The organism is Streptomyces sp. NBC_00989, from assembly GCF_045162655.1.
In the GTDB taxonomy this organism is placed as follows: domain Bacteria; phylum Actinomycetota; class Actinomycetes; order Streptomycetales; family Streptomycetaceae; genus Streptomyces.
In genome coordinates, this window is sequence record NZ_CP108728.1 from 11,710,537 (window position 1) to 11,735,986 (window position 25,450).

Annotated in this window: 17 protein-coding genes and 3 pseudogenes; 13 read left to right on the plus strand and 7 right to left on the minus strand. The window is 66.5% G+C overall.

The features are described 5' to 3' along the window. The first annotated feature begins 189 nt into the window (after positions 1-189). Positions 190-387, plus strand: coding sequence for a hypothetical protein (locus OG714_RS53090; RefSeq protein ID WP_406131647.1), 198 nt, complete (start codon positions 190-192; stop codon positions 385-387). Here OG714_RS53090 and OG714_RS53095 read toward each other — a convergent pair whose 3' ends face one another. Further along, positions 388-1,083 carry an IMP cyclohydrolase gene (locus OG714_RS53095; RefSeq protein ID WP_406131648.1) on the minus strand — a complete coding sequence of 232 codons (696 nt, stop codon included), beginning with the start codon at positions 1,081-1,083 and terminating at the stop codon, positions 388-390. A 584-nt stretch (positions 1,084-1,667) separates the two neighbouring features. Here OG714_RS53095 and OG714_RS53100 point away from each other — a divergent pair. The 3 genes from OG714_RS53100 to OG714_RS53110 all read left to right on the plus strand — a co-directional run bounded on the left by OG714_RS53100 (position 1,668) and on the right by OG714_RS53110 (position 3,746). After that, the gene (locus OG714_RS53100; protein WP_406131649.1) at positions 1,668-2,018 is read left to right on the plus strand and encodes a hypothetical protein; all 351 of its coding nucleotides are present in this window, start codon (positions 1,668-1,670) and stop codon (positions 2,016-2,018) included. A 634-nt stretch (positions 2,019-2,652) separates the two neighbouring features. After that, complete coding sequence (locus OG714_RS53105) at positions 2,653-3,135, plus strand: winged helix-turn-helix domain-containing protein (RefSeq protein ID WP_406131650.1); 483 nt, start codon at positions 2,653-2,655, stop codon at positions 3,133-3,135. Then, positions 3,132-3,746 (plus strand): transposase, encoded by a 615-nt coding sequence (locus tag OG714_RS53110; protein WP_406132239.1) that lies wholly within the window; start codon positions 3,132-3,134, stop codon positions 3,744-3,746. The genes OG714_RS53105 and OG714_RS53110 overlap by 4 nt, the downstream gene beginning before the upstream one ends. A gap of 363 nt (positions 3,747-4,109) precedes the next feature. On the opposite strand, the gene OG714_RS53115 is transcribed toward OG714_RS53110, so the two are convergent. Further along, a complete protein-coding gene (locus OG714_RS53115; protein WP_406131651.1) occupies positions 4,110-4,463 on the minus strand; it encodes a hypothetical protein in 354 nt (117 codons plus the stop codon). Positions 4,464-5,252: 789 nt separating this feature from the next. On the opposite strand from OG714_RS53115, the gene OG714_RS53120 reads away from it, so the two are divergent. From OG714_RS53120 to OG714_RS53130, 3 genes are all read left to right on the plus strand, one after another. Then, the gene (locus tag OG714_RS53120; RefSeq protein WP_406131652.1) at positions 5,253-8,945 is read left to right on the plus strand and encodes a LamG domain-containing protein; all 3,693 of its coding nucleotides are present in this window, start codon (positions 5,253-5,255) and stop codon (positions 8,943-8,945) included. Positions 8,946-9,045: 100 nt separating this feature from the next. Beyond that, positions 9,046-16,083, plus strand: a complete 7,038-nt coding sequence (locus OG714_RS53125) for a polymorphic toxin-type HINT domain-containing protein (RefSeq protein ID WP_406131653.1) — start codon at positions 9,046-9,048, stop codon at positions 16,081-16,083. Between the two features lie 199 nt (positions 16,084-16,282). Next, positions 16,283-16,729, plus strand: a complete 447-nt coding sequence (locus tag OG714_RS53130) for a hypothetical protein (RefSeq protein ID WP_406131654.1) — start codon at positions 16,283-16,285, stop codon at positions 16,727-16,729. Positions 16,730-16,807: 78 nt separating this feature from the next. Here OG714_RS53130 and OG714_RS53135 read toward each other — a convergent pair whose 3' ends face one another. Beyond that, on the minus strand, positions 16,808-17,893 hold the full coding sequence (locus OG714_RS53135; RefSeq protein WP_406131655.1) for a hypothetical protein: 1,086 nt from the start codon (positions 17,891-17,893) through the stop codon (positions 16,808-16,810). A 124-nt stretch (positions 17,894-18,017) separates the two neighbouring features. Here OG714_RS53135 and OG714_RS53140 point away from each other — a divergent pair, with 124 nt between their 5' ends. Beyond that, positions 18,018-18,251, plus strand: coding sequence for a hypothetical protein (locus OG714_RS53140; protein WP_406131656.1), 234 nt, complete (start codon positions 18,018-18,020; stop codon positions 18,249-18,251). A gap of 586 nt (positions 18,252-18,837) precedes the next feature. Beyond that, the gene (locus OG714_RS53145) at positions 18,838-19,101 is read left to right on the plus strand and encodes a hypothetical protein (RefSeq protein WP_406131657.1); all 264 of its coding nucleotides are present in this window, start codon (positions 18,838-18,840) and stop codon (positions 19,099-19,101) included. 162 nt (positions 19,102-19,263) lie between these two features. On the opposite strand, the gene OG714_RS53150 is transcribed toward OG714_RS53145, so the two are convergent. The 3 genes and pseudogenes from OG714_RS53150 to OG714_RS53160 form a co-directional block, all read right to left on the minus strand. Beyond that, on the minus strand, positions 19,264-19,530 hold the full coding sequence (locus OG714_RS53150) for a hypothetical protein (protein ID WP_406131658.1): 267 nt from the start codon (positions 19,528-19,530) through the stop codon (positions 19,264-19,266). Positions 19,531-19,785: 255 nt separating this feature from the next. After that, positions 19,786-19,917, minus strand: a pseudogene (locus OG714_RS53155) (methionine synthase); the annotation flags it as partial. A gap of 264 nt (positions 19,918-20,181) precedes the next feature. After that, positions 20,182-20,724, minus strand: coding sequence for a hypothetical protein (locus OG714_RS53160; protein ID WP_406131660.1), 543 nt, complete (start codon positions 20,722-20,724; stop codon positions 20,182-20,184). 240 nt (positions 20,725-20,964) lie between these two features. Here OG714_RS53160 and OG714_RS53165 point away from each other — a divergent pair. The 4 genes and pseudogenes from OG714_RS53165 (at position 20,965) to OG714_RS53180 (ending at position 24,673) form a co-directional block, all read left to right on the plus strand. Further along, a protein-coding gene (locus OG714_RS53165) for an IS5 family transposase (RefSeq protein WP_406132240.1) occupies positions 20,965-21,764 on the plus strand; the annotation gives its coding sequence in 2 pieces (ribosomal slippage) (positions 20,965-21,313 and positions 21,313-21,764; 801 coding nt in all). A 228-nt stretch (positions 21,765-21,992) separates the two neighbouring features. Further along, the gene (locus tag OG714_RS53170) at positions 21,993-22,577 is read left to right on the plus strand and encodes a hypothetical protein (RefSeq protein WP_406117844.1); all 585 of its coding nucleotides are present in this window, start codon (positions 21,993-21,995) and stop codon (positions 22,575-22,577) included. A 14-nt stretch (positions 22,578-22,591) separates the two neighbouring features. After that, entirely contained in the window at positions 22,592-23,377 is a 786-nt protein-coding gene (locus tag OG714_RS53175; RefSeq protein ID WP_406117842.1) for an HNH endonuclease, read from the plus strand. A gap of 132 nt (positions 23,378-23,509) precedes the next feature. Next, a pseudogene (locus OG714_RS53180) lies at positions 23,510-24,673 on the plus strand (IS3 family transposase). A gap of 160 nt (positions 24,674-24,833) precedes the next feature. On the opposite strand, the pseudogene OG714_RS53185 reads toward OG714_RS53180, so the two are convergent. Continuing rightward, positions 24,834-25,206, minus strand: a pseudogene (locus OG714_RS53185) (transposase); the annotation flags it as partial. Between the last annotated feature and the right edge of the window lie 244 nt (positions 25,207-25,450).

Sequence of the window (25,450 nt, forward strand, 5' to 3'; positions counted from 1 at the left end):
AGAAAGACCTAACGGAGTCCTATTAGTCTCGCCGGTCGTGATCGGAGAGACAGTGCCTAGTAGGACGACGCGCGCGAGGCGACCTGGCGCGAACGCGCGCTCAACGCCGAGGAGGCCCTCAAGACCGCACACGGCGAGATCCTCAGCCAGCGGACTCGGATCGGTGAACTCCTCGGCCAGATCCGCGACTTGGAAACCGAGTGGACCGAGGACACCATCCAGCGGATCACCACCGAGAACGCCACTCTCAAGCAGCGAGTCCGCCAGCTCACCACCGACAACCGCACCCTCGACGAGCGACTCAAGGCTGCCCGCTCCAACCTGCGGTTCCAGGACCGCCGCGTCGCCGACCTCGAAGCCCAGATCGCAGCCCCGCCAAGCGGGTGATCACACCCGCGCAGCCGCCTCGTGGCGGATGGCGGCATCAACCAGTTGTCCAGGTTCGAAGACCGCCACCGCCACGCGGAACTCCGGGGCCAGCGCGGCCCACACCTCCTCCAGGAGCTCGCCCTGATCGGCTGCCTCGGTCCGGGCTTCGAGGAACGGCTCACCGGTGGCGACCTGCTGCCCGTCGGATCGGTATGTCGTCATCAGTACGGCATCCCCGGGGCCCAGACCGCGGACGGCGAGCGTCAGCACGTCGGCCGCCGACCTGCCGGCAGCGCTTCGACGGGCGGCACCGAACCAGGCGTCCTGCTCCGAGCGCAGATCCGCCGCCACGGTGATGCGAGGCGTGAAGATCGGCGGATCGGGTTCGTACTCCAGGCCGGCCATCGCCTCGGTCGGCGTTCGCCCTTCCTGCAGCCGGTCCGACACCACGGCTACCTGCTCTCCGTTGCCGAAGACCAGCCAGCCGCCCCGCTCACGAGCCGCGACATAGTGCCGGAGCGGATCGTGGGCCAACTCCCCGGTCGGCGCGACGATGAGCTCTCCGTCCCCTCGGCGCAGGACACGGGCCTTGGACGCAGTACTACGTCCGGTGAGGAAGTAGCCGCCGCACAACGCGCCGCCCAGGGTCCTCGCCCACAGCACACCCCGCCCCGGATAGCGATTGCCTGCCACTACCTCATGCACCTGGTCCACAGGGACGCACACTCCTCGGCCGGTCGCCTCAAGAACGCGGATCTCCACGCACCGCCATCCAACCGGAGACGCGGCGGCCCTCGACCGGCGCCCCGATCGACAGCCGCGCCGGGCCCCCTGACAGTCACTCGGATGAGCGATACCAAACGGCACCCATCCACCGTAACGGACATGTAGTTTATGAATCGCCGCAGTTCAGACCTGGTATCCGAGCTCCTGCGGTCGGTAAAAATCTCCAAGGCGTGGTCACCGATAACGAACTGGATCTTCGTATCGATCTCGACGAGCTTCCGGTCCTCGGCGATGATCTCCTCGTACCGGGCCCGGCTCACATTCCCGATCTTGGTCCCTGCGGGCATACCGCCCACCCCCTGAGGCCCAGGCGCGTCGAGCAATGCCGCCGACGACGAGTCGCGGCCCCACTCCCCGCAGCGTCAACCCACACCGAGATCCGTAGCAACCTCAGGCCAACGCTCCAAGAGCATCAGCAGGGTTCAAAGACGGGTTCTTACGGATCACATCGCGGGGATTCGATCTCAGGACCTGCCGACGTTGATGGGACTGCGGCCTGCGACGATGCGCTTGTGAGCTATGACCTTGCGGTTTGGGAGGGCGACCGTCCACTCGACGACCGCCAAGCGGGCTTGATCTACGACGAGCTCTACGAGCGCTACCTGGAGTCGGACGATGTCGTCGTGCCTCCGGCGCCGTGCATCGTGGCCTATGTGGAAGAGCTCGTCGCGCGATATCCGGACAACGCTGATCGCAGTGTCGTATGGGCGTCCCCGCCGGTCATCGAGGAGGCATCAGGCCCGATCGTGTACCTGCTCATGTCCTATGGCAAGGCGGAGGAAGTGTCCGAGTGGGCCGCCACGCTGGCTCGCGAGCACGGACTCGTCTGCTTCGATCCGCAGGGAGAATGTCTCCGGCCGTGATCTGCTTGTTCGTTCAGCGGGCGGATCATGCGCGGCGTTGGGGCTGCTGATCGCCTTTGCGGGAAGCGGCGGAGCTTATGCCGGGTTCCTGCTGATCGGCCGGTGGGGAGCGGAGGCAGGGGGCGCCGCGGGTGTGGGGACGGTGCTCCTGTGCGTGAGGATCACGATCTTTCTGTGTCATCTGCGGACAAAGTCCTTCCTGGAGAGCATCAAGGTGGGCGACGGGAAGGCGGAGGCGACGGCGGATGCTGTCCTGCGCGGGATCGCGTTGTGCCATCGTCGAGCGCCGGACGGATGTGGCTCTGTCCACCGGCCACGCCGAAGCGCCCCTGTGGAGGACGACGGTCGCCTACTGCCACGGCGGACCGGCCACGGCACACCCGCCCGCCGCTCCCGGTCGGGTGACGGAGCTCTCCTCATGCCTGCGGCTGGTCGGGCCGGGTGTTTCCCGGCCCGACCAGCGGCCCGTTTACAGGCCCAGGAGGAGCCAGGTCAGCGTGATCGCCGCCACTCCGACTCCGATGGCGGCGCCGAGCCGCAGGTCCCGATAGGCGAGGTAAGTCGCCACGCCGCCCACAATTACTGATCTCTTCGGGTTGTTGTCGGGTGCTGATCCCTGCGGTAGGCCGGTCGTATGCGGTACACGCAGGGCGGCGGATTGACCGCCGAGCGGCGACAGTTTCGTGAGCGGATCCGGTACGAGGCGGGCGAACGGTTCACACGCGGCGATAAGAGCGCGGTGATCGCGAAGGATCTGCGGGTGAGCGAGCGGTCGGTGGAACGCTGGCGGCGTGCCTGGCGGGAGGGCGGGATGGATGCTCTCGCCACCGCGGGGCCGCCGAAGTTGCCCAGGCTGTCCGACGGCCAGTTCGCCGAGTTGGAGAAGGAGTTGGCCCTCGGACCCGCCGAGCACGGCTGGGAGGACCAGCGGTGGACTCTGGCACGGATCAGAGCCGTGATCGCCTTCAGGTTCCGGATCGACTGCTCGATGGCGGCGGTATGGCGGCTGCTGCACCGCCACGGCTGGTCCTGGCAGTCTCCCGCGCGCCGGGCCATGGAGCGCGACGGGCATGCGGTCGAACTGTGGAAGAAGGACGTGTGGCCGCAGGCGGAATGACTGCGGCGGCGCTCGGGGCCTTTGTCGTCTTCGAGGACGAGGCAGGGTTCTCGATGACGCCGCCACGGGCCCGCACCTGGGGCCGTCGTGGGTATACGCCCGTGGTGCGGGTGCGGGGCCGGTCCTGGCGCCGCTGGTCGATCGCCGCCATGTGCTGTTACCGGCCGGGCGAGGCATCCCGTCTGATCTACCGGCCGCACCGCCACCGCAAGCACAAGGGCACAGGACGTGACAGCTTCTCCTGGCGTGACTACCGCGACCTGGCCGTCCGCGCCCACATCCAGCTCGGCGCCCCCATCGTCTTGATCTGGGACAACCTCAACGTCCACCGGGCCGCCGGGATGCGGGAGTACGCGGCCGCACATGACTGGCTCACCATCGTGCAACTGCCCTCCTACGCACCGGACTTGAATCCGGTGGAGGGCATCTGGTCGCTGTTACGGCGCGGCCCGCTGGCCAACACCGCCTTCACCGACGACGAGCATCTCGAACGCACCCTGCGCCGGGGCCTGCGTCATATCCAACTCCGACCCGACCTCATCGACGGCTGTCTCGCCGGCACCGGACTCACCCTCACTCAGCGCCCGACAACAATCCGGCGAGCTCAGTAGGGCGACAATGGCGGTGAGGTCGATGTGATTTCCGTTCACGAGGTTCCTTCGGCTGAGGTCCCACCACGCTGCTTCCAGCAAAGTTGCTCGCGTGGTGGGACCTTCCCTTGTTCCGGGCCGGTCGGCCGGATTGAAACAGTGCAAAATGCTCAACTGGCCATGAAATTCGGCGAGTCGGCAATTCACTCTTTTCGTTCGCACCGTACCTACGCCCCTGCTCCCGCACGGCTGCTGGCTGTTGTGGTGGTCGGGTGGCGTGGGTGCCGGTCTTGGGCGGTGGCGGTTCCGGGACGCGGCTGCCGGCCGGCCCGCGGTCGAGGTGCTGCTCCCTGTCCCGCTGCGCGCCGGACCGTCCGCGAGGGGTCAACTGGCCTTCTCCTTATGGTGGTTGGCCTGCAGTTCTGGTCGGAATCTGCGTGTGGGTGACCGGCCGGAGCGGGGAAACCTTCGTGTGGACGCCGACAGCGGGGTGGGCGTCGTGCGGTTCCGGCCCGGTTCGGGGGAGCGTCTCCGGCGTAACTCGGTGTCGCGGCCCGGGGGACCGGCCTGTTCACCCAGCACCTCGGCCACCGTTTCCCGGGCGGCGGCCAGCTTCACCAGGGCGCCTTCCGCTGCCACGAGCGCGGCCTGCACCCGGTCGGCCTCCTCCCGCAGCCGGGCCACCTCCTCGCGGAACTTCTTCTCCCGGGCCTCCAACATTCCGAGCACCGACGGCACAGCCACCTCCACGGACGAGACGAGCAGACGAACCGCCCCATCTCTCCCGCCTCCAGGCGGAGTTCACGCCCACCAACCTCGAACCACACGATCACGTTCGGAAAGCGCAAGCCTTCTCACTTCACCGCGTTGACTGCCACACGAATGGAGTTCGTCGAAGCGGGCGGTCTCGGGACAACATCTCCTGCGCAAGAAAGCTGTGAGATTACTGTGGCCACACCGACCCCTCTTTGCCGTTTCTTTCACTTTTCGAAGGTCGAATACCAGCCACGCCCGGCCGGTCGCTCGCGTGGGGCTGAGTGCAGTTCATGGCGCGTTTCCGGTACGGCGCACACGTGGGGCGAGCATGGCCGGCGGGGTGGCCGTGGGAGTCCCGAGATTGGACCGAAGCTTGGATCATTCAATTCAGCGAATCCTCAGGCCGCGGTCTGAGAGTCGCGGGAGCCGAGTCTCCGAAATGAATGGTTTGCAACTGCGGTCAATATGACGGCGGAGGTGGCCGGCTGGCGCCGACCCTGGACGGGTGCCGCCGGGCTTGACGATGGTCCCTGTCTGCGCAGTCTCCGCCCTGCCCTATTTGGTAGCACCCGTGGTATGGCTGAATCTTGCGCTTCTTCGCTGTATACGCCATTGACCAGCTGTGATGCGCGCGGTTCTGATGAGGCGGCCGTACGGGCGAGGTAAGGACTCCGTGAACGGGTGGGGTGGGGGATGGGGTTTTCTTGGCGTGCGCGCTCGGCGGTCGCCGCGCGTAGACGTGTGGTCTCGTTGGCCGCGACGGCCGCGTTGATGGCAGCTCTGCCGACGCTGGCAGTGCCGGCGACCGGAGCACACGCGGACGACACCACGGTCACCGACCAGCCGACGCCGGAGGCACGGGCGGACGCGGAGAAGGCAGCTGAGACGGGTGAGCAGGTCGAGGTCGTAGGTGAACGCACGCCCTACACCACGACGTTCGCGAATCCGGACGGGGTGACGTTCACGCTGAAGGACTCTGTCGTGCCGGTGCGGACGCGCCAGGCCGATGGTTCCTGGGCGCAGCCGGACGCGACGCTGGAGGCGAGGTCGGACGGCACGGTCGGGCCGAAGGCGTCGGTCGCCAAGATCTCCTTCTCCAACGGCGGGGACGGCGCCGACCTGGTGAAGCTGTCCCTCAACGGGCGTTCGCTGACGGTGGGTTGGCCGGGCACGTTGCCGAAGCCGACGCTGGAGGGGGACTCGGCGGTGTACGGGGATGTCCTGCCGGGCGTGGATCTGCGGATGACCGCCACGGCCGAGGGCTATCGCGAGGTGCTCGTCGTCACCTCGGCGTCGGCTGCCGCGAACCCGGAGTTGAAAGAACTCTCGTTCCCTGTGCGGGCCGACGGGCTGTCCCTGCGGGACGGCGGAGGCGGCGGCCTGTCCGCGGTCGACGACGACGGCAACGCAGTCTTCCGTGCTCCGGCCGCCCAGCAGTGGGATTCGTCCGGCGACACCACCAGCACCGCATCCGCCTCGCCCGCGGCCTCCGCCCACTCGGCGTCCCAGAGCTCGTTCACGACAACGGCGCAGGACACTGCCACTGCGGCGAGCCCTGGCGACGACGGTGAGACGACACCGGACCCGACCGAGGGCCCCAGCGACGGGGACACCTCCACTCGTCTTCCGGTCACCGCGGAGCAGAGCACGATCAAGGTGACCCCGGATGCGTCGATGCTCGCCGCCGACTCCGCTGTCTTCCCGCAGTACATCGACCCGGATGTCGGTATGACGGCCTCCGAGCGGACCCTGCTGTCCTCGGACGGGGACACCTTCTACAACTTCTCCGGCGGGGACGACGGCAAGGGCGTCGGCTACTGCGGCACCTATGTCACGGGCGGTGTCGGGTACTACTGCGGCTCCGGCTACAAGAACCGCATGTACTTCGAGTTCTCGCCAGCGAAGCTGGCGGGGAAGCACGTCCTGGACGCCACGTTCGCGATCACGGAGAAGTGGTCGATGTCCTGCACCCCCTCCTGGGTGGACCTTACCCGGACGGGCAACATCTCCTCGTCGACGAACTGGCCGGGTCCGACGGCGAACTGGGACCTGATGGTGGACCGGAATGTGTCCGCGGGACGCGGGTCCGCCTGCGATCCCAGCCAGCCCTCTGCCTCGATCGAGTTCAACGACAGCCCCACTGAGCCGAACGAGAACCTCACCTCGACCATGACGAAGTTCGCCAACGGTGACTTCTCCCGTCTGACGCTGATGCTTAAGGCGCATGACGAGACCGACCCGAACGGTTGGAAGCGGTTCGACGACAACGCGGAAATCGACGTGAAGTACGTCGGTATCCCGGCCAAGCCCACGAAGATCGGTCTGGTCGTTGGGGCCACTACCGGGACCACTGTCGCCTGCGAGACCACGCAGTCGGACCCGCTGGTGGTGTCCGAGGCGAAGCCTTTGCTTCAGTCGACGCCGCAGACCGCGGCGGGCGGTGAGTCGGGTGCGTCGCTGAAGGCCGTCTACAGTGTGGACGCGTACTCGGCGAGCAGCGGGACGTGGTCGACCGTTTTCGAGACCGCACACCCCACCAGTGGGTATGTGGGTGACAACGTTTCGCCGGGCAGCGTGCAGACGTCAACGCTGACTGAGGGGACGTTGTACCGGTACCGGTCGTGGACCCGGTCGTACTACAACAGCGGTGGCGATTATCTGGCCGGTCCGTCGAACGGGTCAACCACGGGCTGGTGTTACTTCAAGGTCGACCCGAGCCGCCCCAAGGCCCCAGGGATCGCTCTGTCGAGCCCGTACTCGGTGTGCGACACCAGCTCCTGCACTGCGGCTGGCGGACCGGGTACGGACGTGACGTTCACGTTCAGTCCCGCGTCCGGGGACGCGGCCACCAACATCGCCTACCAGTACAAGCTGTCCTCTTCGGCCGCATGGTCGTCGATCCCGGCCTCGACACCGACAGTGACCTTCACCCCACCGACCTCGGGCACCTTCAGTATCGTCGTACGAGCGGAGGACTCGCTGGGCCCAGGCGCCCAGAACTCGGTGGACTTCCTGGTCGCGGAGGGCGACGGCCCGACCGGCCAGTGGCACTTCGACGAAGCCAGCGGTGCCGCACTCGACACGTCCACCACGGTCGCGGCCGAGCAGGACAACGCGACGCTCTCCTCTTCCGGTGCCTCCCGGGACGATCGTGGCCGGAGGGGTGTGCTGACCCATGACGCCACGGGTGCGGAGCTGGCGACGCCGGTCACGGACACGGGCCTGACCGTGGACGGTTCGACAGGCTACGCGGCCACCTCCGGCCCGGTCGTGGAGTCCCGGTCGTCGTACACGGTCGAGGCATGGGCCCGGATGGCCGCCACCCCGAACCGCAACTACGTGGTGCTCTCCCAGACGGGCAGTGGCAGCACGCAACCCGGCTTCGCGATCTACTACTCCACCTCCTACAGCAAGTGGATCTTCAACTGGCACTGGACGGACTCGGCCGGCACCACACACTTCGTGCGCTCGCTCGCGGATGCGGCCTCGCCTCCGGTGAAGGTCTGGACGCATCTGGCCGGCGTGTACGACACGAAGACGGACACGATCCAGCTCTACGTCAACGGCAAGGCACAGGGCAGTCCGCAAGCAATCCCGAGCGGGGAGCCGGAGGCGGACACCGGCCCGTTGGAGTTCGGCCGTGGAAATGGCACCACCGCGGGGACGTTCGCGGATTACTTCAGCGGGCAGATCGACGAGGCCACAGTCTGGCAGCGCGCCCTGTCGCCGACAGAGCTGTCCACCGAGGCGCAGCTGAAGACCAACGACAGTTACGCGGCGGCCGAGTTGATGGCGGCCTGGGATCCGTCCGCGGCAACCGGCACCACGGTCACCGACACCACCTCCGGGTACGGAACGTCCCTGACTCTGTCGGGCGGGGCGTCACTGGACGGGACGGGAATCGTCCTGGACGGCACCGACGACGCCGCGTCCGCGCCGGGCCCGCTGGTGGACGACACCGGATCCTTCACCGTGACCACCGCCGTGCAACTGGACAGCACCGCGCTCGCGGCGAAAGCGGTGGGCTACATGGGGCAGGTCCTCGGCCAACGCAGTGCGGACGGCTCCGCCTGGGGCTTGTGGTACGAGCGGACGGGCAGCAGCGATCCCGATCCTGAGACCGGTGCCACCGCTCCCGCCGGGTTCTGGCACTTCGGCCGCCTCAACACCGACGGCAGCTTCACCGGAGTGGTTTCCGACGATGTCGCCGACCTGGGGAGCGCGGTGCGCCTGACGGGCGTGTTCGACGCCCAGTCCGGCGCGGTCAGCCTCTACGTGGGTGACGCGCAGAACGGTGACACCACCGCTTATACGGCGACTCCGGGAACGGGTGACTTCGCCGTCGGCAAGACGTACGTGAACTCTGTCTGGGGCCGCTATCTGCCCGCGACGGTCAGCGACATCAGGGTCTGGGCCGGGGCCATGGCCAGCCAGCAACAGATCGTCGAAACGGTCGGGGACTGACCTCCCCCCTCCCTGGTGAGGCGGCACCTGCTGCCGCCTCACCCGAGCAAGTCCAGCGCTTCCTTTGTTGATGACTTCTGACGTGTGAGGGGTTGTTGTCGTGAGTGCCGCCAGTGGTGCGAGACGCCGTAGACATCGAGTGCTCACGGTCGGCGTGACACTCGCGCTGGCCGTGGCCGGTCTGACTCCTGTGGCCGCCCAAGCCGCGACATCCACCAAGCAGTTGGTACCCGCCGTACCGGAGCAGCGTTCCGACACCGTGAAGACCGTCGACGGTCTCGGGGCGAAGAAGGCCCGGGCGCGGGTGGCCGCAGCTAAGGCCGCCAACAAGAAGCAGGCTCAGGACGCCCTCGCGGAACAGAAGGCGACGTGGCCCAAAGCCTCCTCCACTTCCGCGCCCTTGGCTGCGTCCGGCGTCACCCGCCTTAGGGCAGGTGGACTGCCCGTGTCCCTGAGCCGTACCGCAGGAGCGAAGTCCGCCTCGGGCACGGCCGGCGTTCAGGTGCTCAGCCGCAAGACCGCAGCCGCGGCGGGTATCAAGGGCGTGCTGCTGACCGCGAGCGCGAGCGGCGACGGCAACGCCAAAATCAGCGTCGACTACAGTGCCTTCGCCTCGGCGTACGGCGGTGACTGGGCAGGCCGCCTGCACCTCGTACAACTGCCGGCCTGTGCCCTGACCACTCCGGACAAAGCCGCCTGCCGAGTCCAGACACCCTTGGACTCGCACAACAACATCAGAGGCCAGAGTGTGTCCGCCACGGTCCCGTTGGGGCAGACACCTGTCCAACAGAGCGACACACGAGCATCCCGCTCAAGCGCCCGTACGGCCGAACTGTCCCAGGGCACGGCGGCCTCGGCCACCGTGCTCGCACTGACGGCCACCTCGGGAGAGTCGGCATCCGGATCGGGCAACTATTCAGCCTCACCCCTGTCCTCGTCGTCGAGCTGGCAGGCCGGCGGCTCCTCCGGTGCGTTCACCTGGAGCTATCCGCTGTCCACTCCGCCGGCCGCGGCGGGCCCGGCGCCCTCGCTCTCCCTGGGCTACGACTCCGGCAGCACCGACGGCAAGACGGCGTCCACCAACAACCAGTCCACCCAGGTCGGTGAGGGCTTCGACCTGAGCGAGTCGTCGTACATCGAGCGGTCGTACGCCTCCTGCGACGACGACGGTCAGACGGACAAGCACGACGAGTGCTGGAAGTACGACAACGCCTCGCTCGTCCTCAACGGCAAGTCCACCGAACTGGTCAAGAACGACGCCGACGGAGCCTGGCACCTCAAGGACGACGACGCCTCCACCGTCACCCACTCCACCGGCGCCGACAACGACGACGACGGCGTGACCGGGAACGACGGCAAGGGCGAGTACTGGACCGTCACCACCGGCGACGGCACCCAGTACGTCTTCGGGCTCAACAAGCTCCCCGGCGCCGACGCTCAGCGCACCAACTCGGTGTGGACCGCGCCGGTCTTCGGCGACGACTCCGGCGAGCCCGGCTACGACCAGGGATCCAGCTTCGCCGACCGCTCCCTCACCCAGGCGTGGCGCTGGAACCTCGACTATGTCGTCGATCTGCACGGCAACGCCATGTCGTACTGGTACACGGCCGAGACGAACTACTACCCCAAGAACGGGGCCTCGACCGCCAACACCAAGTACACCCGCGGCGGACACCTGGACAAGATCCTCTACGGGCAGCGTGCGAGCACCCTGTTCACCGGGACCGCCTCGGACGAGGTGACGTTCTCCTACGACGAGCGGTGCACCGCCTCGGACTGCTCCTCGCTGACCGACTCGACCTCGGACAACTGGCCGGACGTGCCGTTCGACGCCATCTGTGCGAGCGGTGCCGACGACTGCAACAGCGACAGCCCGTCGTTCTTCAGCCGCAAACGACTGACCGGCATCGACACCCTCGCCTATTCGGCAGCCACCTCGGCGTACACGGCTGTGGACTCCTGGGCGCTGACGCAGAAGTTCCTGGACGGCCAGGACATCGGCGACACCTCCGACGAGACCCTGGTGCTTTCCTCGATCCAGCACACCGGCCAGAACGGGACCGACATCACGCTGGACCCGGTCACCTTCACCTACCAACTACGGCCCAACCGGGTGGACTCCACCTCCGACGACATCCTGAAACTCAGCATGCCGCGCATCGCCACCGTCACCTCCGAGACCGGCGCCATCACCACCGTGACCCTGTCCGACCCGGAGTGCGTACGCGGCTCGAACATGCCCTCGTCCGAGGACAACGACACTCTGAGCTGCTATCCCCAGTACTGGCACATCAACGGCGCCACCGAATCCTTGCTCGACTGGTTCCACAAATACCGGGTCACCGCCGTCCTCAGCACCGACCCGACCGGTCTCGGCGAGGGCGTCGAGAACTCCTACAGCTACGCCGACCCGGCCTGGCACTACAACTTCGACCCGCTGGTCCCGGCCGACGAGCGGACCTGGTCGCAGTGGCGGGGCTACGGCAAGGTCACCACGACCACCGGCGCGGCCGGCTCCACCCAGTCGAAGACCGTCAGTCTCTACATGCAGGGTATGGACGGCGACAAGCAGTCCGACGGCACCACCGCCTCCGCCACCCGCACCGGCCTCGACGTCTCAGGTCTGGACGTCTCCGACCTCACCGACAGCGACCAGTACGCCGGATCCCTGCGTGAGCAGGTCACCTACAACGGCGCTATCCCGGTCACGGTGACGGTCAACTCCCCCTGGTCCAAGCAGACGGCCAGCCAGCAGAAGTCCTACGCCAGCATCAAGGCGTACTACGTCCGCACCGGTCAGAGCTCCACCTCCACCTACCTCACCGCGTCCGCGACCTGGCGTACCCGCACCACCAGCACCACCTACGACGACTACGGCATGCCCACCCAGGTCAACGACACCGGCCAGACCGGCGTCAGCGGCGACAACACCTGCACCCGCACCTGGTACGCCCGCAACACCGGCATCGGCCTGACCAGCCTCGTCTCGCGTACCCGAGTCGTGGGCCAGGACTGCTCCGTCACCGAGGCCGGCCTGAACCTGCCGACCGCCTCCACCTCGCGCGGGGACGTCCTCTCCGACTCGGCGACGTCGTACGACAACGCCTCCGCCACCGCCTGGTCCGCCACCCAGACCCCCACTCTCGGTGAGGCAACGTGGACCGGACGGGCCGTCGCCTACCCGGCCGCGGTCACCAACGGCGAGCGCTTTCCGGGCACTTGGCAGACTGTCGCGAAGACCACTTATGACGACAGCGGAGGCACGGCCGGCCTGGGCCGTCGACTGACCGTCACCGACACGGCCGGTAACACCACCGCGACCGCCTACACGCCCACCGATTCGGGCCCGCTGACGAAGACCAAGGTCACCAACGCCAAGGCGCAGGCCACCTACACCTACACCGATTACGCCTCGGGTCTGCCCACCAAGGTCTACGACGTCAACAACAAGATCACCGAGACCAGTTACGACGCCCTGGGCCGCGAGACGGCCACGTGGCTGACCAACCGCTCCCACTCCGCGAACCAGACCCCGAACTACACCTACGCCTACAGCGTCACCAACGACGCCCCCTCCTGGACGTCGACCTCGACCCTGAAGGCCGACGGAACCACCTACAACACCGCGTACACGATCTACGACTCCCTCCTGCGCCCCCTGCAGACACAGTCCCCCACCCCCGACGGCGGACGACTGCTCACCGACACCCGCTACGACAGCAGGGGCCTGGCCTACGAGACCTACGCGGACGTCTTCGACTCCGCCAACCTCCCCAGCGGCACCTACGCGCGAGCCGAATACGGAGGCGCGCCCAAGCAGACCGAGACCGTCTTCGACGGCGTCGGCCGGGCCACCAGCAGCAGCCTGTACGCGTACGGCGTCAAGAAGTGGACCACCAGCACCAGTTACACCGGTGACTCCACCGCGACGACAGCACTGAACGGCGGCTCGGCGACCCGCACGATCACCGACATCTTCGGCAACACCGTCGAGAAGCGGGCCTATGCGGGCACCGACCCCGCCGACGCCGCCTACGGCGCCGGAGCGGGAGCCGCCTACACGTCCACCAAGTACACGTACACCCTGGACAACAAGCCTCTGACGGTCACCGGGCCGGACAACGCCCAGTGGTCCTATGTGTACGACCTGTTCGGCCGGCAGACCTCGGCCTCCGATCCGGACCTGGGCACCACGTCCACGAGCTACACGGCCCTGGACCAGACGGACACCACCACCGACAACCGCGGCACGCAACTGCTGTACGGCTACGACGTGCTGGGCCGCAAGACCGACCAGTGGCAGACGGCGAAGACCGACGCGAACAAGCTGGCCCACTGGGACTACGACACTCTCGCCAAGGGCCAGTTGGACGACGCGATCAGCTACGTCGGCGGCACCACCGGCAATGCCTACACCCGCAAGGTCACCGCCTACGACAGCCTCTACCACGCCACCGGCAGCCAGCTGACCCTGCCCTCCAGCGACCCACTCGTCGCCGACGGTGCGGTTGCTTCGGCGACCCTGGCCACCACCTCGTACTACAACATCGACGGCACCCAGCAGTACTACAGCGAACCCGCGGCCGGCGGCCTCAGCAGCGAGACCGTGGACTACGAGTACAACGGCCTCGGAATGGTCACCGACGTCGGGGGCGCCACCGGCTATCTGCTGGCCGCCGACTACAACGCGCTCGGCCAAGTCAACCAGTACACCCTGGGCACGTCCGAGGCGCTGACGGCCAAGAAGGCGTACATCACCAACACCTATGAGGAAGGCACCGACCGGCTCACCCGCAGCCTCACCACCGACGCCACCCGCAGCGTCCAGGACCTGAACTTCACCCACGACGACGCCGGCAACGTCACCTCCACCTTCGACACCGCCAATCTCTCCGGCACCGGCGCGACCGACTACCAGTGCTTCACCTACGACGGCTACCAGCGCCTCACCGACGCCTGGACCCCGTCCACCGCCTCCTGCGCCACCAGCGGCCGCACCACGACCAACCTGGGCGGAGCCTCCCCCTACTGGACCTCCTACGGCTACACCAGCAGCGGACTGCGCACCACGGAGACCGCGCACACGGGCACGGGAGACTCCTCCCGCACCTACTGCTACAGCACCACCACCCCTCACCAGCTCACCGCGACCACCACCGCCACCTCCTGCACCGGTGTGAGCGCCACCTACGGCTACGACAAGTCCGGTGACACGACCACCCGTCCCAATGGCACCGACACCCAGACGCTGACCTGGAACGCCACCGGTGGCCTCGACACGGTCACCGAGAAGTCCAGCACCGGCACCACCAAGAGCACGACCAGCCACGTCTACGACGCCGACGGCAACCTCCTCATCCGCCGCAACACCAGCGGCGAGACCGTCCTCTACCTCGGTGCCACCGAGGTCCACCTGGACACCTCGACCTCGACGGCCAAGTACTGGGCCCAGCGCTACTACGGCACCGGAAGCGCCACCATCGCCCTGCGCACCAACAAGAGCGGCACCCAGACCCTCTCCTACCTCTCCGGAGACCCGCACGGCACGTCCACGGTCAGCCTCGACGCCACCACCCAGGCCGTCACCAAGCGCTACCTGACCCCGTTCGGGGCCGCACGCACCGGCGGCACCGGCGTCTGGGCCGACGACAAGACCTTCCTCGGCAAGACCACCGATCCCACGACCAGCCTCACCTACGTCGGCGCCCGCGAATACGACTCCGCCATCGGCCGATTCCTCAGCGTCGACCCCGTCCTCGACACCGGCGACGCCCAGTCCCTCAACGGCTACACCTACGCCGACAACAGCCCCGTCACCGGCAGCGACCCCTCGGGGCTGATGAATGTGCCGGATCCCGGCGGCAGTGGCGGATCAAGCGACGGAGGGAACAAGCAGTGCCCGCCCTTCTGCAGCGCTGACGGCCAGCCGCATGGCCCCAGTACTTCCACCGGGGGCAGCAACAGGAATTCCGACGGCAGCCCCGGAGGCGGCACCGTCTCCTCGAACAGCCAGGGGAACGTCAACGGAGGCGGCGGTGGCGTCTCGGGCTGGGTCAGTGATGTCGGCAAAACCATCGTAGGCCAGGCCAAATCGACCGTCGTCACCATCTTCCAAGCCCCCGTTCAGCAGTTCCTCGCCGACAAGAACTGCTTGTTGGACGGCGACGGCTGCACAGACCTGCTCACCCAGCTGCTCATGGGCTCCAATCCGGCCCTCGCCGGCGCGGCAGCGATGACATCGCGCGGCGAGGAAATATACGGCGACTACGCGAACGGCAAGAGCGCCGAAGGCACCGGAAAGCTGCTCTTCGACATAGCCCTCCTCCTGGGAACGCGAGGCGCCGGCGCCGAGGCCGAGGGTGAAGTCGGCGTAAGCAAAGTCATTGAGTGCAGTTTCACCCCCTCCACCCCGGTCCTGATGGCCGACGGCAAGACCAAGCCCATCGGCGACATCAAGACCGGCGACAAGGTCGAGGCCGCCAACCTCACCAACGGCAAGCACCAGGGCCTCCGTACAGTCACGGCCACTCACGTCAACGACGACTACGACCTCGTCGACCTCAAGATCCAGCTGGCCGACGGAAAGACGGAAACCCTTCACACCACGTCCAAGCACCCCTTCTGGGACGACACCCTCCACACCTGGGTCCCCGCAGGCCAACTCCTCGCAGGCCACGCCCTCAACACCGCCGACGACCGCCACGTCCACGTCACCGCCGTCACCCCACGACCCGGCGACCGCGACATGTACAACCTCACGGTCGAGGAACTGCATACGTACTATGTACTCGCTGGACAGACGCCGATACTCGTTCACAACTGCAAAACAGGAGGATTGAGTCTCTCGGGTGCGCGGCACGTCAGCGGACGCTTTCCCAGGACTGCTAACCCCGGGGAGACGCTTTACCGTCAGAAAGAGGACGGGACGGTTACTGCGTATGCGCGTTATGATGAGGAAGGAGAAATTTCCCAGCGCGCGGACCTCGATCCTGACTCGGCACCGCATGCCGGAATACCGGCTCCACACATTCTCGATATGGCCAGGCATGTCAATCCAAAAACAGGCCAGGTTTTTCGCAACTGGGAGAAGATGCCGCGGCCTCTACGCCCCGAGGAAGAACTATGCGGCTGCCGGTAGACCGAGCTAAATATGGATGGCTGACATGGAAGTCGTTCATAAATAATTGAATACTGGTAGAAATGCATCACCTCAGGCGCTCGCAGTAACATGACGGGCGCCTGAGGTCTCTGAATTTGTGAACCTCTGTGGGTTTGCCGCCATATCCCTGGGTGGCTCGAATGGCTGACCCCTACGCAAGTGACGTGAGGAGCTATCTATGAATGACCCGATGGACTACCCCGGAATCAAGTCCTGGGTGGAGGAATGGGGAGGGGGGGTTGATTACCTAGATTATGTGAAAGGTCATGGCGATCTAGGAATGATGGTGGCATTCTCCCGGATCTTCTGGCCGCGTTTTATCGAAGTGGAGGGGTGTGTGCTGTGGGATCGTGCTTACGAAGAATCGAATTTTAAGGCATGGCGCGAGAGTCTCTCCGGTGACATTCGAAAAATTGAGGCGACACTGAATCGGCTGCGAGTCTGGCAGATTGTCGATTCGGATGATGTCGAAGAGGACTGGCGGGCGCAGGATTTCTTTGCCGCATGTGTTGCAAAAACGTGGGGTGCTGCGTTGTCTGCCGAATTTCCTCACCGGAATTTCGATGTTCGGGTTATTGGTTCCGAAGATGGCCCCATTGTTACCTTCTCATCCGGATCCATGTAGTTCATGGTTTTGCCTATAGAAATGGAATCTGGTCGGGGCCGCCCGGCTTCCAGTGCCTGGCGCTGACCAGATAGGCGCTCACTGGACCGTCAGGCTCTCGGGTCCAGTCGGATTGAACGCCAGTCGGTGAAAGGCCCGCGCCGGCATCAGCGCCACCATGAAGTCGACGTAGTCCTCCAGCTCATCCAAGATGGCCGGGGCCAGCAGGCAAACCACGATGCGCTGACCGTCCCCGCTGTCGCGCACCGCTCCAGCTTCAATCACCTTGCTCCCCCAGCGCTCCCACATCGGGTGCGCCTCCATCCGCTGCACGTTGTCGTACGGCATGGGGAAGTCGTTCCACTCGCCGAGCCTTTCCGCCGTCAGCGATCCGGTGTGCAGTGCGTGAGCCAGCCTCGCGGACTCCACCGCTGCGATCTGGACCCGCCGAACCATCGGAACAAGGCGGCATGCCCGGATCAGCAGGCTTTCCGGCACGGATCGGACCAGGTCGCACTCTTTATCGAACGTCGGAACGCCGAGCAGGTGCTGCCGGGCATCGGCTCTGAGTCCCGCCTCCATACCAGGCGGCAGGAGACCGACCGGGACACCGATTGCTCGGGACAAGTTCTCCTTGACGCGCTCCACCACGATGTCGATGGCAACCTCCAGGTCGCCCTCGTCGATCTCCTCATCCGTGTCCCGATTGAAGAGTGTCATTAGTTCGGCTAGCTGGAGCGCTGATCCCTCCTTGACCGGGCCCGTTGCGATGTCCTTCAAACTCCAAGTATGGCCCTGGCGCTTGGCCTTCCGGTCGGCAGCGCCCTGGCGGGCGAGCGCGGCTTCCCGCGGCGAGGCGGCTTGGACGTCCATACCCACTCGCCGGCGCAGCGCAGTCAGGTTCTCGATGACCGCTTCGCGTAGGAGGGCGGCGTCCGGTTCGGACAGCGTGGCGATCAAAGAGATCGGGCCCATCGTCAAGGTGCCCTGCGTTGCATGATCTGCCAGCAGTTTCGCCCGCTCGACGATCTCGTCGCTGAGCTCCGACTTGCTACCTCCGCCTCCGGCGTACGCCCTGGGAAGTCTCGGTAGGAAGCTCCGCTTCTGCCACCGCTCGATCTGTGCCTGAGACGCTCCCGACAACTCCATCAGCTCGCGCATCGCTGTGCTCGTGGTCCTCGCCATGCGGCTCAGCGTAGAACCTCGCGAAGTTCCGGGATCGCTCCGCCCATAGCCCTGTTGGTGACATGGCGCCGTGCCACTCGGCACAGACGAACCGCCGGTTAGGGCGGACAGCGAGGAGAACGTCGTGACCATTCAGATCGCGCCTCTGGCAGCCCTGCTCATTGTCGTGGGCTACGCCGTTGGCATCGGGGTCTTCAAGTACACCGCGCGGACGCACGGAGCCGCTGGCCGTGGCGACATGGTGGCATCGATCCTCACGGGGGCTGCCGTCGCGACACTCCTCGCTCTCCTGCTGGCCCCCGGCTTCGGGCAGTCGTCGGCGCCCTCCATGCCGACGCCGGGCGCGTCTGCTCGGTAGGCAAACATCAGCTGGACCTTTGCCCGGCATGTACGACTCCAAGGGACCCCGCCGGCTGCTGTTCGCGTTCTTCGCCGCGATAGCGGATGTTCTCCCGTTGCTGTCACCGCCCAAGCCAGGAGGAATTGCCACGCTCGTGAGACGGAGCGGCCAGGGCATCGACCTGAGACAACGGAAGGCTCGCTGGTCAGGGAACACAGCCTCTGCCACGAGCGGCGAGACCCTACATCAGGCTATGAGCCGCGGCGCGCCATGGCATCTGATCGGGGCCGCTTCATCACGTACTGGCCCTCGACCCTCTGCTGTGTAGGTAGGGCGCCGCGATCAGGGCCGGCGGCCCGCCTCGCGGTTGCGGGCGGGACGGCTTCCGCGATCTGAATGTCCGAGTCCGACACCCGCACCGGACGCCAACCGAACACGTGTTTCGAGCGGGTGTGCTAGTCCTGGGGTGTGGTGGGTATGTAAGGAGGTGCAGGCCGGGCAGGGGGTGCGCGAGCGACGGGAGGTGTGAGGCGATGGATTTACTCATCTGCACACCGCCTCCGGGCATTCCGTCCGCTACGGTGCGTCGCACGGCCGGGACCTGGTGTCCCGGGCCGCAGGGCGCGGCATGAGCGCGCTCGCGCTCACCGATCGCGACTGTGTCACCGGGACGGTCCGTTTCGTGAAGGCCTGCGCCGCCCACGGCGTACGTCCGACACCGAGCGCGGTCGTTGCCCTCACCCACCTGGAGAACGCCGGCCGCCCGGCAGCAACCACCACCACCGGGTTCGACGAGCCGCCGGAGCCACTGCCGCGACGAGACCGGCGGGCCTGTCGATCTGGCCGAACACCTTCTCCAGCTTGGTGATGAGCTCGGTGGCAAAGTCCTGTTGCGTAGTTCGTGACCCGCGAACCAGTTCGAGACGACCATCTTCTTCGCGTCGACGTCGTCCCCGGCCGTGTACCTGAAATGCCGGGCCGGTGGTCACGTATCCACCGGCCCCGGCACAGGAGATCTACGGGACGCCCTTCAACACCCGCGAGAATGGGACGTAGACGAACAGGTGGGCACGGCGCCTCCGGCAGGTGGATCAGTCGACCCTGATGGAGCGGACGCCAGGCCGACCGTGACCAGGAACATCGCGATGGCCACGGCCGAGCCGATCGCTGTGCCCAGGTCCCCGGTGGGCGGGGCCGCGGTGCTGTTCTTCTTCGTGTAGAGGAACACTGAGACCCCGACGACCGTCGACACCATGACGATGAGCAGCAGACCGGTGGTGATGGGGAACACGGTCATCGGGAGGCCGGCATCTCCATCGGAGTGACGGTCGCGCCGGTATCGAGTGCCTCGCTGGACCCAGCGGGGGCGTTCGTGTTCGTTTCCGCAGGTAGGAGCGATTGTCCGACCTGTGCTGTAGCTTCAAGAATGCCAGTCAAGGGTTTCTCCTACTGCCCGTACACGAGGGGTGGGGGGACCCGGGACGCGCCGAGAGCCCTGGGATGCGGCAGCCGCCAAGCAAAGTCCGCATTTTCAGGGCTCTTTCGGCACGCTCAGCGTCCTGACACCCATGACGCTACCCGCAGGGTCTGACAATGCGGTGTCCGTGCCCGGCACGACACCGGCGAAAAGCCAGGTGCCGTTCTCCACCGCCTCGCTGATCACGTCGGCGTCACCGTGAGTGACTGATATATCGGGCCGTCGTCGACTGCACCGGAGCCGCCGCTCGCGGCGCAGGTCACCCCCTACCTTTGAGCGACAGCGCGCAGACACGGGACCTCTACGGGGGTACTGATGCCTGAGACATCGGCAAAGGAGTCCTTGAACTGGACGATCGGGTCCTGGTCCGCGGTCCCGGAACTCGTGCTCGGTGGCGATACCCCGTCCCGGCCCTGCGATCCGACAAGGACAGGGTCCGGATCAGCACGGCGAACGTGTGCCGCAGGTCGTCTACGAAGAGTCGGTCGCCGAAGGCACGGATTCGGGCAGGCCGAACGGGTATACCGCCCAGGCCTGTTCGAGGATCGGATTCAACGGCACGGTGGCGTGCCCGGCGAGGTCGGCCCGCACCCACCAGCCGCCGGCGGAGCCGGCCCGCGCGCCGTCGATGAGGATCGTGGCCAGGCCCGTGTCCGTGACGGTGACGGCATCCTCCAGTTCCCCGATCGCCGTGACGGGCGTGGGCACGGTGGACTCGGGCAGCACCGACCGGAACTCCGGGGCGTGGACCAGGTAGTAGGTGTCCATGGTGACGACCATCCCGAGGACCGGGCGGTCGTTGGGTATGTGCATGAACTCGGACCTGCGCTCCTCGATGAGCGCGGCGCTCCGGTCGATCTGCTCCACCGCTTTGCCGAGCTTCTTGTTGAGGTCCGTGGCGAAGTCCTTTGGCCCTAGCCGCAGTTGCGCGGTGGGCAGTCCCGACTTCACCTCGACGAGCAGGACGAGGACGGGTGCACCGGCTGCGACGGCAGCCGCGGGCCCGGAGGCCACGACTGGGATGCCCGGATGCGGACCATCACCGAGGCGCAGCCCGACATCGGTAAATGGTTCGACCGGGACGTGTGGACCCGCGCGGTCAACGACACCGGCTACACCGTCACCCGCCGCTGACGCGGGTGCAGCTGCCCGCAGTTCGGTGTTCCGGTAAGAACTCTGTCACCGATCCTGCTGGCTTATTCCGTGCTTAGACGTCATCTCATTTGGTTGGGTAAGCTGCCAGTCGTGGCGAGGATCGTTGAGCGGCTGGTGCCGGATGAGTTGTGGGAGCTGTTCCAGCGGGTGGTGCCGGAGGCGCCGTCGCGGCCTCAGGGTGGGGGTCGGCGTCGGCACGGTGACCGTGAAGTGCTGGCCGCGATCGTCTTCGTGGCGACCTCGGGCTGCACGTGGCAGCAGGTGCCGACCGCGTCGTTCGGGCCGTCCGGAGCGACGGCTCACCGGCGTTTCACCGAGTGGTCGAAGGCTCGAGTGTGGGCCAAACTCCACCGTCTGGTGCTTGACGAACTCGGATCCCGTGGCGAGTTGGACTGGTCGCGGTGCGCGATCGACTCGGTGAACATGCGGGCCCAGAAAAGGGGGAGCTGACAGGTCCGAATCCTGTAGACCGGGGTAAGTACGGGTCAAAGATCCACTTGATCACGGAGCGCACCGGGCTACCCCTGTCCATCGGCATCTCGGGCGCCAACACGCACGACAGCCAGGCGCTGATCCCCTTGGTGCAGGGCATACCGCCGATCCGATCCCGCCGGGGACCCCGGCGGCGCAGGCCCCGCAAACTCCACGCGGACAAGGGCTATGACTACAACCACCTGCGGCGATGGTTATCCAGCCGAGGGATCCGGCACCGCATCGCCCGCAGAGGCATTGACTCCTCGACCCGTCTGGGCCGCCACCGTTGGACCATAGAACGCACGATGTCCTGGCTCGCTGGATGCCGCCGATTGCACCGCCGCTACGAGCGCAAGGCCGAGCACTTCCTGGCCTTCACCAGCATCGCCTGCACCCTCATCTGCTACCGCAGACTCGCCAAATGAGATGACTTCTAAGCCATCAGGTGTTGCGAGGACTGCGAGAATCCGCCAGTAGTCGGCTGGGGCTTCGTCGTGTCAGCGTTCGCTGCCCGGCGCTGGGGTGGAGGTGACCCGACGGGATGTGCAGTGCCGGGCGGCGGACCTCAACATCACAAGACGGCCACACGACCCCGCATCGCCCCACACGGGGCGCGATGATGCACCCTCAGCATCAGCACGCCCGGGGGGACCATGAACGCCCGCACAGCCGCCTGCGCGGCTCTGCTCATCGCGGCCGCCACCGCCTGCAGCAGCAACACCAGCAGCGACGACAGCAAGGCGCCCACGACTGCCGCCAAGCCCTCCAGCACGGCCACCACGACGGCGGTCGCCAAGCTCAAGGCCCTCGCCATCGGCGGTGGCCGCCACTGGTCGGACACCGACCTCGACGGCAGCCACATCAGCGCCACCACCAGCGTCATCAGCTATACCCAGCCGGCCAAGGTCGACCTCTCCGACGCGCTCGCCGACTTCCCCAATCCGACCTGGGCCATCCTCGAAGTCAAGGTTTGCGCCGACGCCACCAGCACCAACGTCATGGTCGCCCAGAGCCCGTGGGCCCTGGGCTACCCCGATGACACCCGGATCCAGGCACCCGGCGTCAGCGGCGCCGGCATCCCCAAGCCGGAGTACCCCGTCGAGAGCACCGCCGTACAGCCTGGCACCTGCCTGCGCGGAAAGATTACGTTCAGCATGGCGAAGGGCACCCGTCCCGACCGGATCATCTACGGCCCTGGCGGCCGCGACCCCGTCACCTGGACCGTGCCCAAGGCGTAGCCGAGGAGGCGCCCGTGGCCGGCAACCCACGCAACGGGCGCCTATACCGCCGGCTGTGTGCCTGGCTCCGAGCCCAGCGCTTCCCGTGCGCACGGTGCGGCCACAACATCGGATACGAGCTGCATGCCAAGCAGCCGCTGTCGTTCACCGTCGACCACGTCGTGCCGCTGTCCAAGGGCGGCGCACGCCTCGACCCCGACAACGCCGCGCCTATCCACGGCGCCCTCCCCGCGGCTCCACGTGCGGGGACAGGCTGGCGGACGCACGCTGAAGTCATGAACAGCCCGATCCCGCCAGGCCCTCCGGACGGGCCACTGCAACCCCCGGACCGCGGCGACAGGACTCAGTCGGAGCCATGTCCAGCGCGCCCCCGCTGGAAGGTCCTCACCCATGCGGGCGCGGCTCTCGTCGGTCTCTTCGTCGGTGTGCTGATCGGCGTCACGAGCAACTCCAGCAGCGACAAGGCAGCACCTTCAGCGACGGTCACCGCGACCGTGACCGCCACGCGCGCGGCCACCGACAGCACCCCGTCGGCAGCCGGCAAGGTTTCCTCGGGTGGGTTCCCTGGCGATGGCACGTACGTCGTCGGTAACGACATCAAGCCGGGCACCTACCGCAGCGGGGGCCCGCAGGGCGGCCTCGTCACCAGTTGCTACTGGGCCAGGCTCTCCAGCACCTCCGGCGAGGTGAAGGACATCATCGCCAACAACGCCACCAGCGGCCAGACGACCGTCACGATCGCCGCCACCGACAAGGCGTTCAACACCACCGGCTGCAAAGCCTGGAAAGAGATTAGCTAGCGGGAAGCCGTACGACCAGTCTGGCGCGCCCGGCCGCTGAGCCATCTGCCCGGGTAACCCCTGGGGTCTGGTGCACGATCGGGTGACATCTGAAATGGCTTGCCCTGTGGGGTGGGTGGGAAGGATGTCGCTGTGCCCAAGCCTTATCCGCAAGAGTTCCGCGAGGACGTCGTACGGATTGCGAGGAACCGCGGTCCGGGCGTGACGGTCGAGCAGGTGGCCGCCGACTTCGGAGTGCACGCGATGACGCTGTGGAAGTGGATGCGTCGCGCGGACATCGATGACGGGACCAAGTCCGGAACGACCGGCCAGGACAACGCGGAACTGCGGGAAGCGCGTCGGCGGATCAAGTTGCTGGAGCAGGAGAACGAGGTCCTGCGCCGGGCCGCGGCCTACCTGTCGCAGGCTCATCTGCCGGGAAAAGGGTCTACCCGCTCGTGAAAGAGCTGGCCACGGGCGGAATTCCCGTCACGGTCACGTGCAGGGTCCTGAAACTCGCCCGCCAGCCCTACTACCGCTGGCTCGAACGTCCCGTGACCGGTGCCGAGTTCGAGCAAGCCACACGCGCGAACGCGTTGTTCGACGCTCACCGCGAGGATCCGGAATTCGGCTACCGGTTCCTGGCCGACGAAGCCCGCAGCGCGGGATCCGGCATGGCCGACCGGACCGCGTGGCGGATCTGCCGGGACAACAACTGGTGGAGCGTGTTCGGCAAGAAGCGCGGCAGTACCGAGAAAGCCGGCCCACCGGTGCACGACGACCTCGTCCGCCGTGACTTCACCGCGACCGGCCCGAACCGGTTGTGGCTCGCCGACATCACCGAACACGTCACCGGCGAAGGCAAGTTGTATCTCTGTGCGGTCAAGGACGTCTTCAGCAGGAGGATCGTCGGCTACTCGATCGACACGCGGATGAAGTCCCGCCTGGCCGTCACAGCCCTCAACAACGCTGTTGCCCGGCGTGGACACGTCGACGGGTGCATTCTGCACAGTGATCGCGGATCGCAGTTCCGCTCACGGAAGTTCGTCCGGGCCCTCGACCACCACCGGATGGCCGGCTCGATAGGGAGGGTCGGCGCGGCAGGCGACAACGCGGCCATGGAGTCCTTCTTCAGCCTGCTGCAGAAGCAACGTCCTCGACCGCCGATCGTGGGCCACCCGCGAGGAACTGCGCATCGCGATCGTGACCTGGATCGAGAGGACCTACCACCGGCGCCGCAGACAAGCCGCACTCGGCCGGCTGACCCCCGTCGAATTCGAGACCGTCATGACCACACCGGCCCTTCAGGCCGCGTGACCGAACCTGTCACCCAAACCTGCAGCAGACCCGGCTGTGATCAGCGGCTTCTGTGATCGTCTCCCATAACCCGGTTCTGGTCGTCTGCTCAAGCTCAGGCTGCTGCCTTCTGCTGCAGGTAGTACGGAGCGAGGTCGCGCCGTTCGGCGGGACGGGTTTTGCTGTGGGTGAGACGCCGGGTCATTGGCGTGATGGCCGCCCACGTGATCAACGATTCGCTCATCTCGGGGAGCTGTTCGTGGTCGCGGAAGTGCCGGCGGGCTCGCATGATCCACGACTGGGAACGCCCGGCCACCCAGCGGCGCGGGAGGGCGACGAAGGCCTTCGCGTCCGGGTGGACGCCGGACCGTTTTGATGGTGATGTCGAGGTAGGTCTTGGCCCAGGTCACAAGCTTCACGGCGTAGGCGGAGTCGGCCCGGACGATGGCGATCTCGGGGTGGATGCGTGCGAGGCGGAACAGCAGTTCCTTGGCCGCGCCGCGGTCGGTCACGTTGGCCGCTGTCACCATCACCAGCAGCACCAGACCACTAGTTGGTGTGGTGTGGCTTGGGGTTGTTGTTTCTGTTGTTGTTGTCAGGCTGCTTTGTCATTTTTTGTTCTGGTGTTCTGTGTTTCCTTGGTTTTGTTTTTCTCCGTTGTTTCTTCGTCCTCTTTGTTGTTTCTGTCCCTGCTGCTGTGGCTGTCTCCTTCGTTCCCGTTGGTGTTCCTGTTGGTGTTCTCGTTGTTGTTCCCGGTGGTGTCTCCTTCGTCCTCGTTGTTGTCCCCGCTTTCGCTGC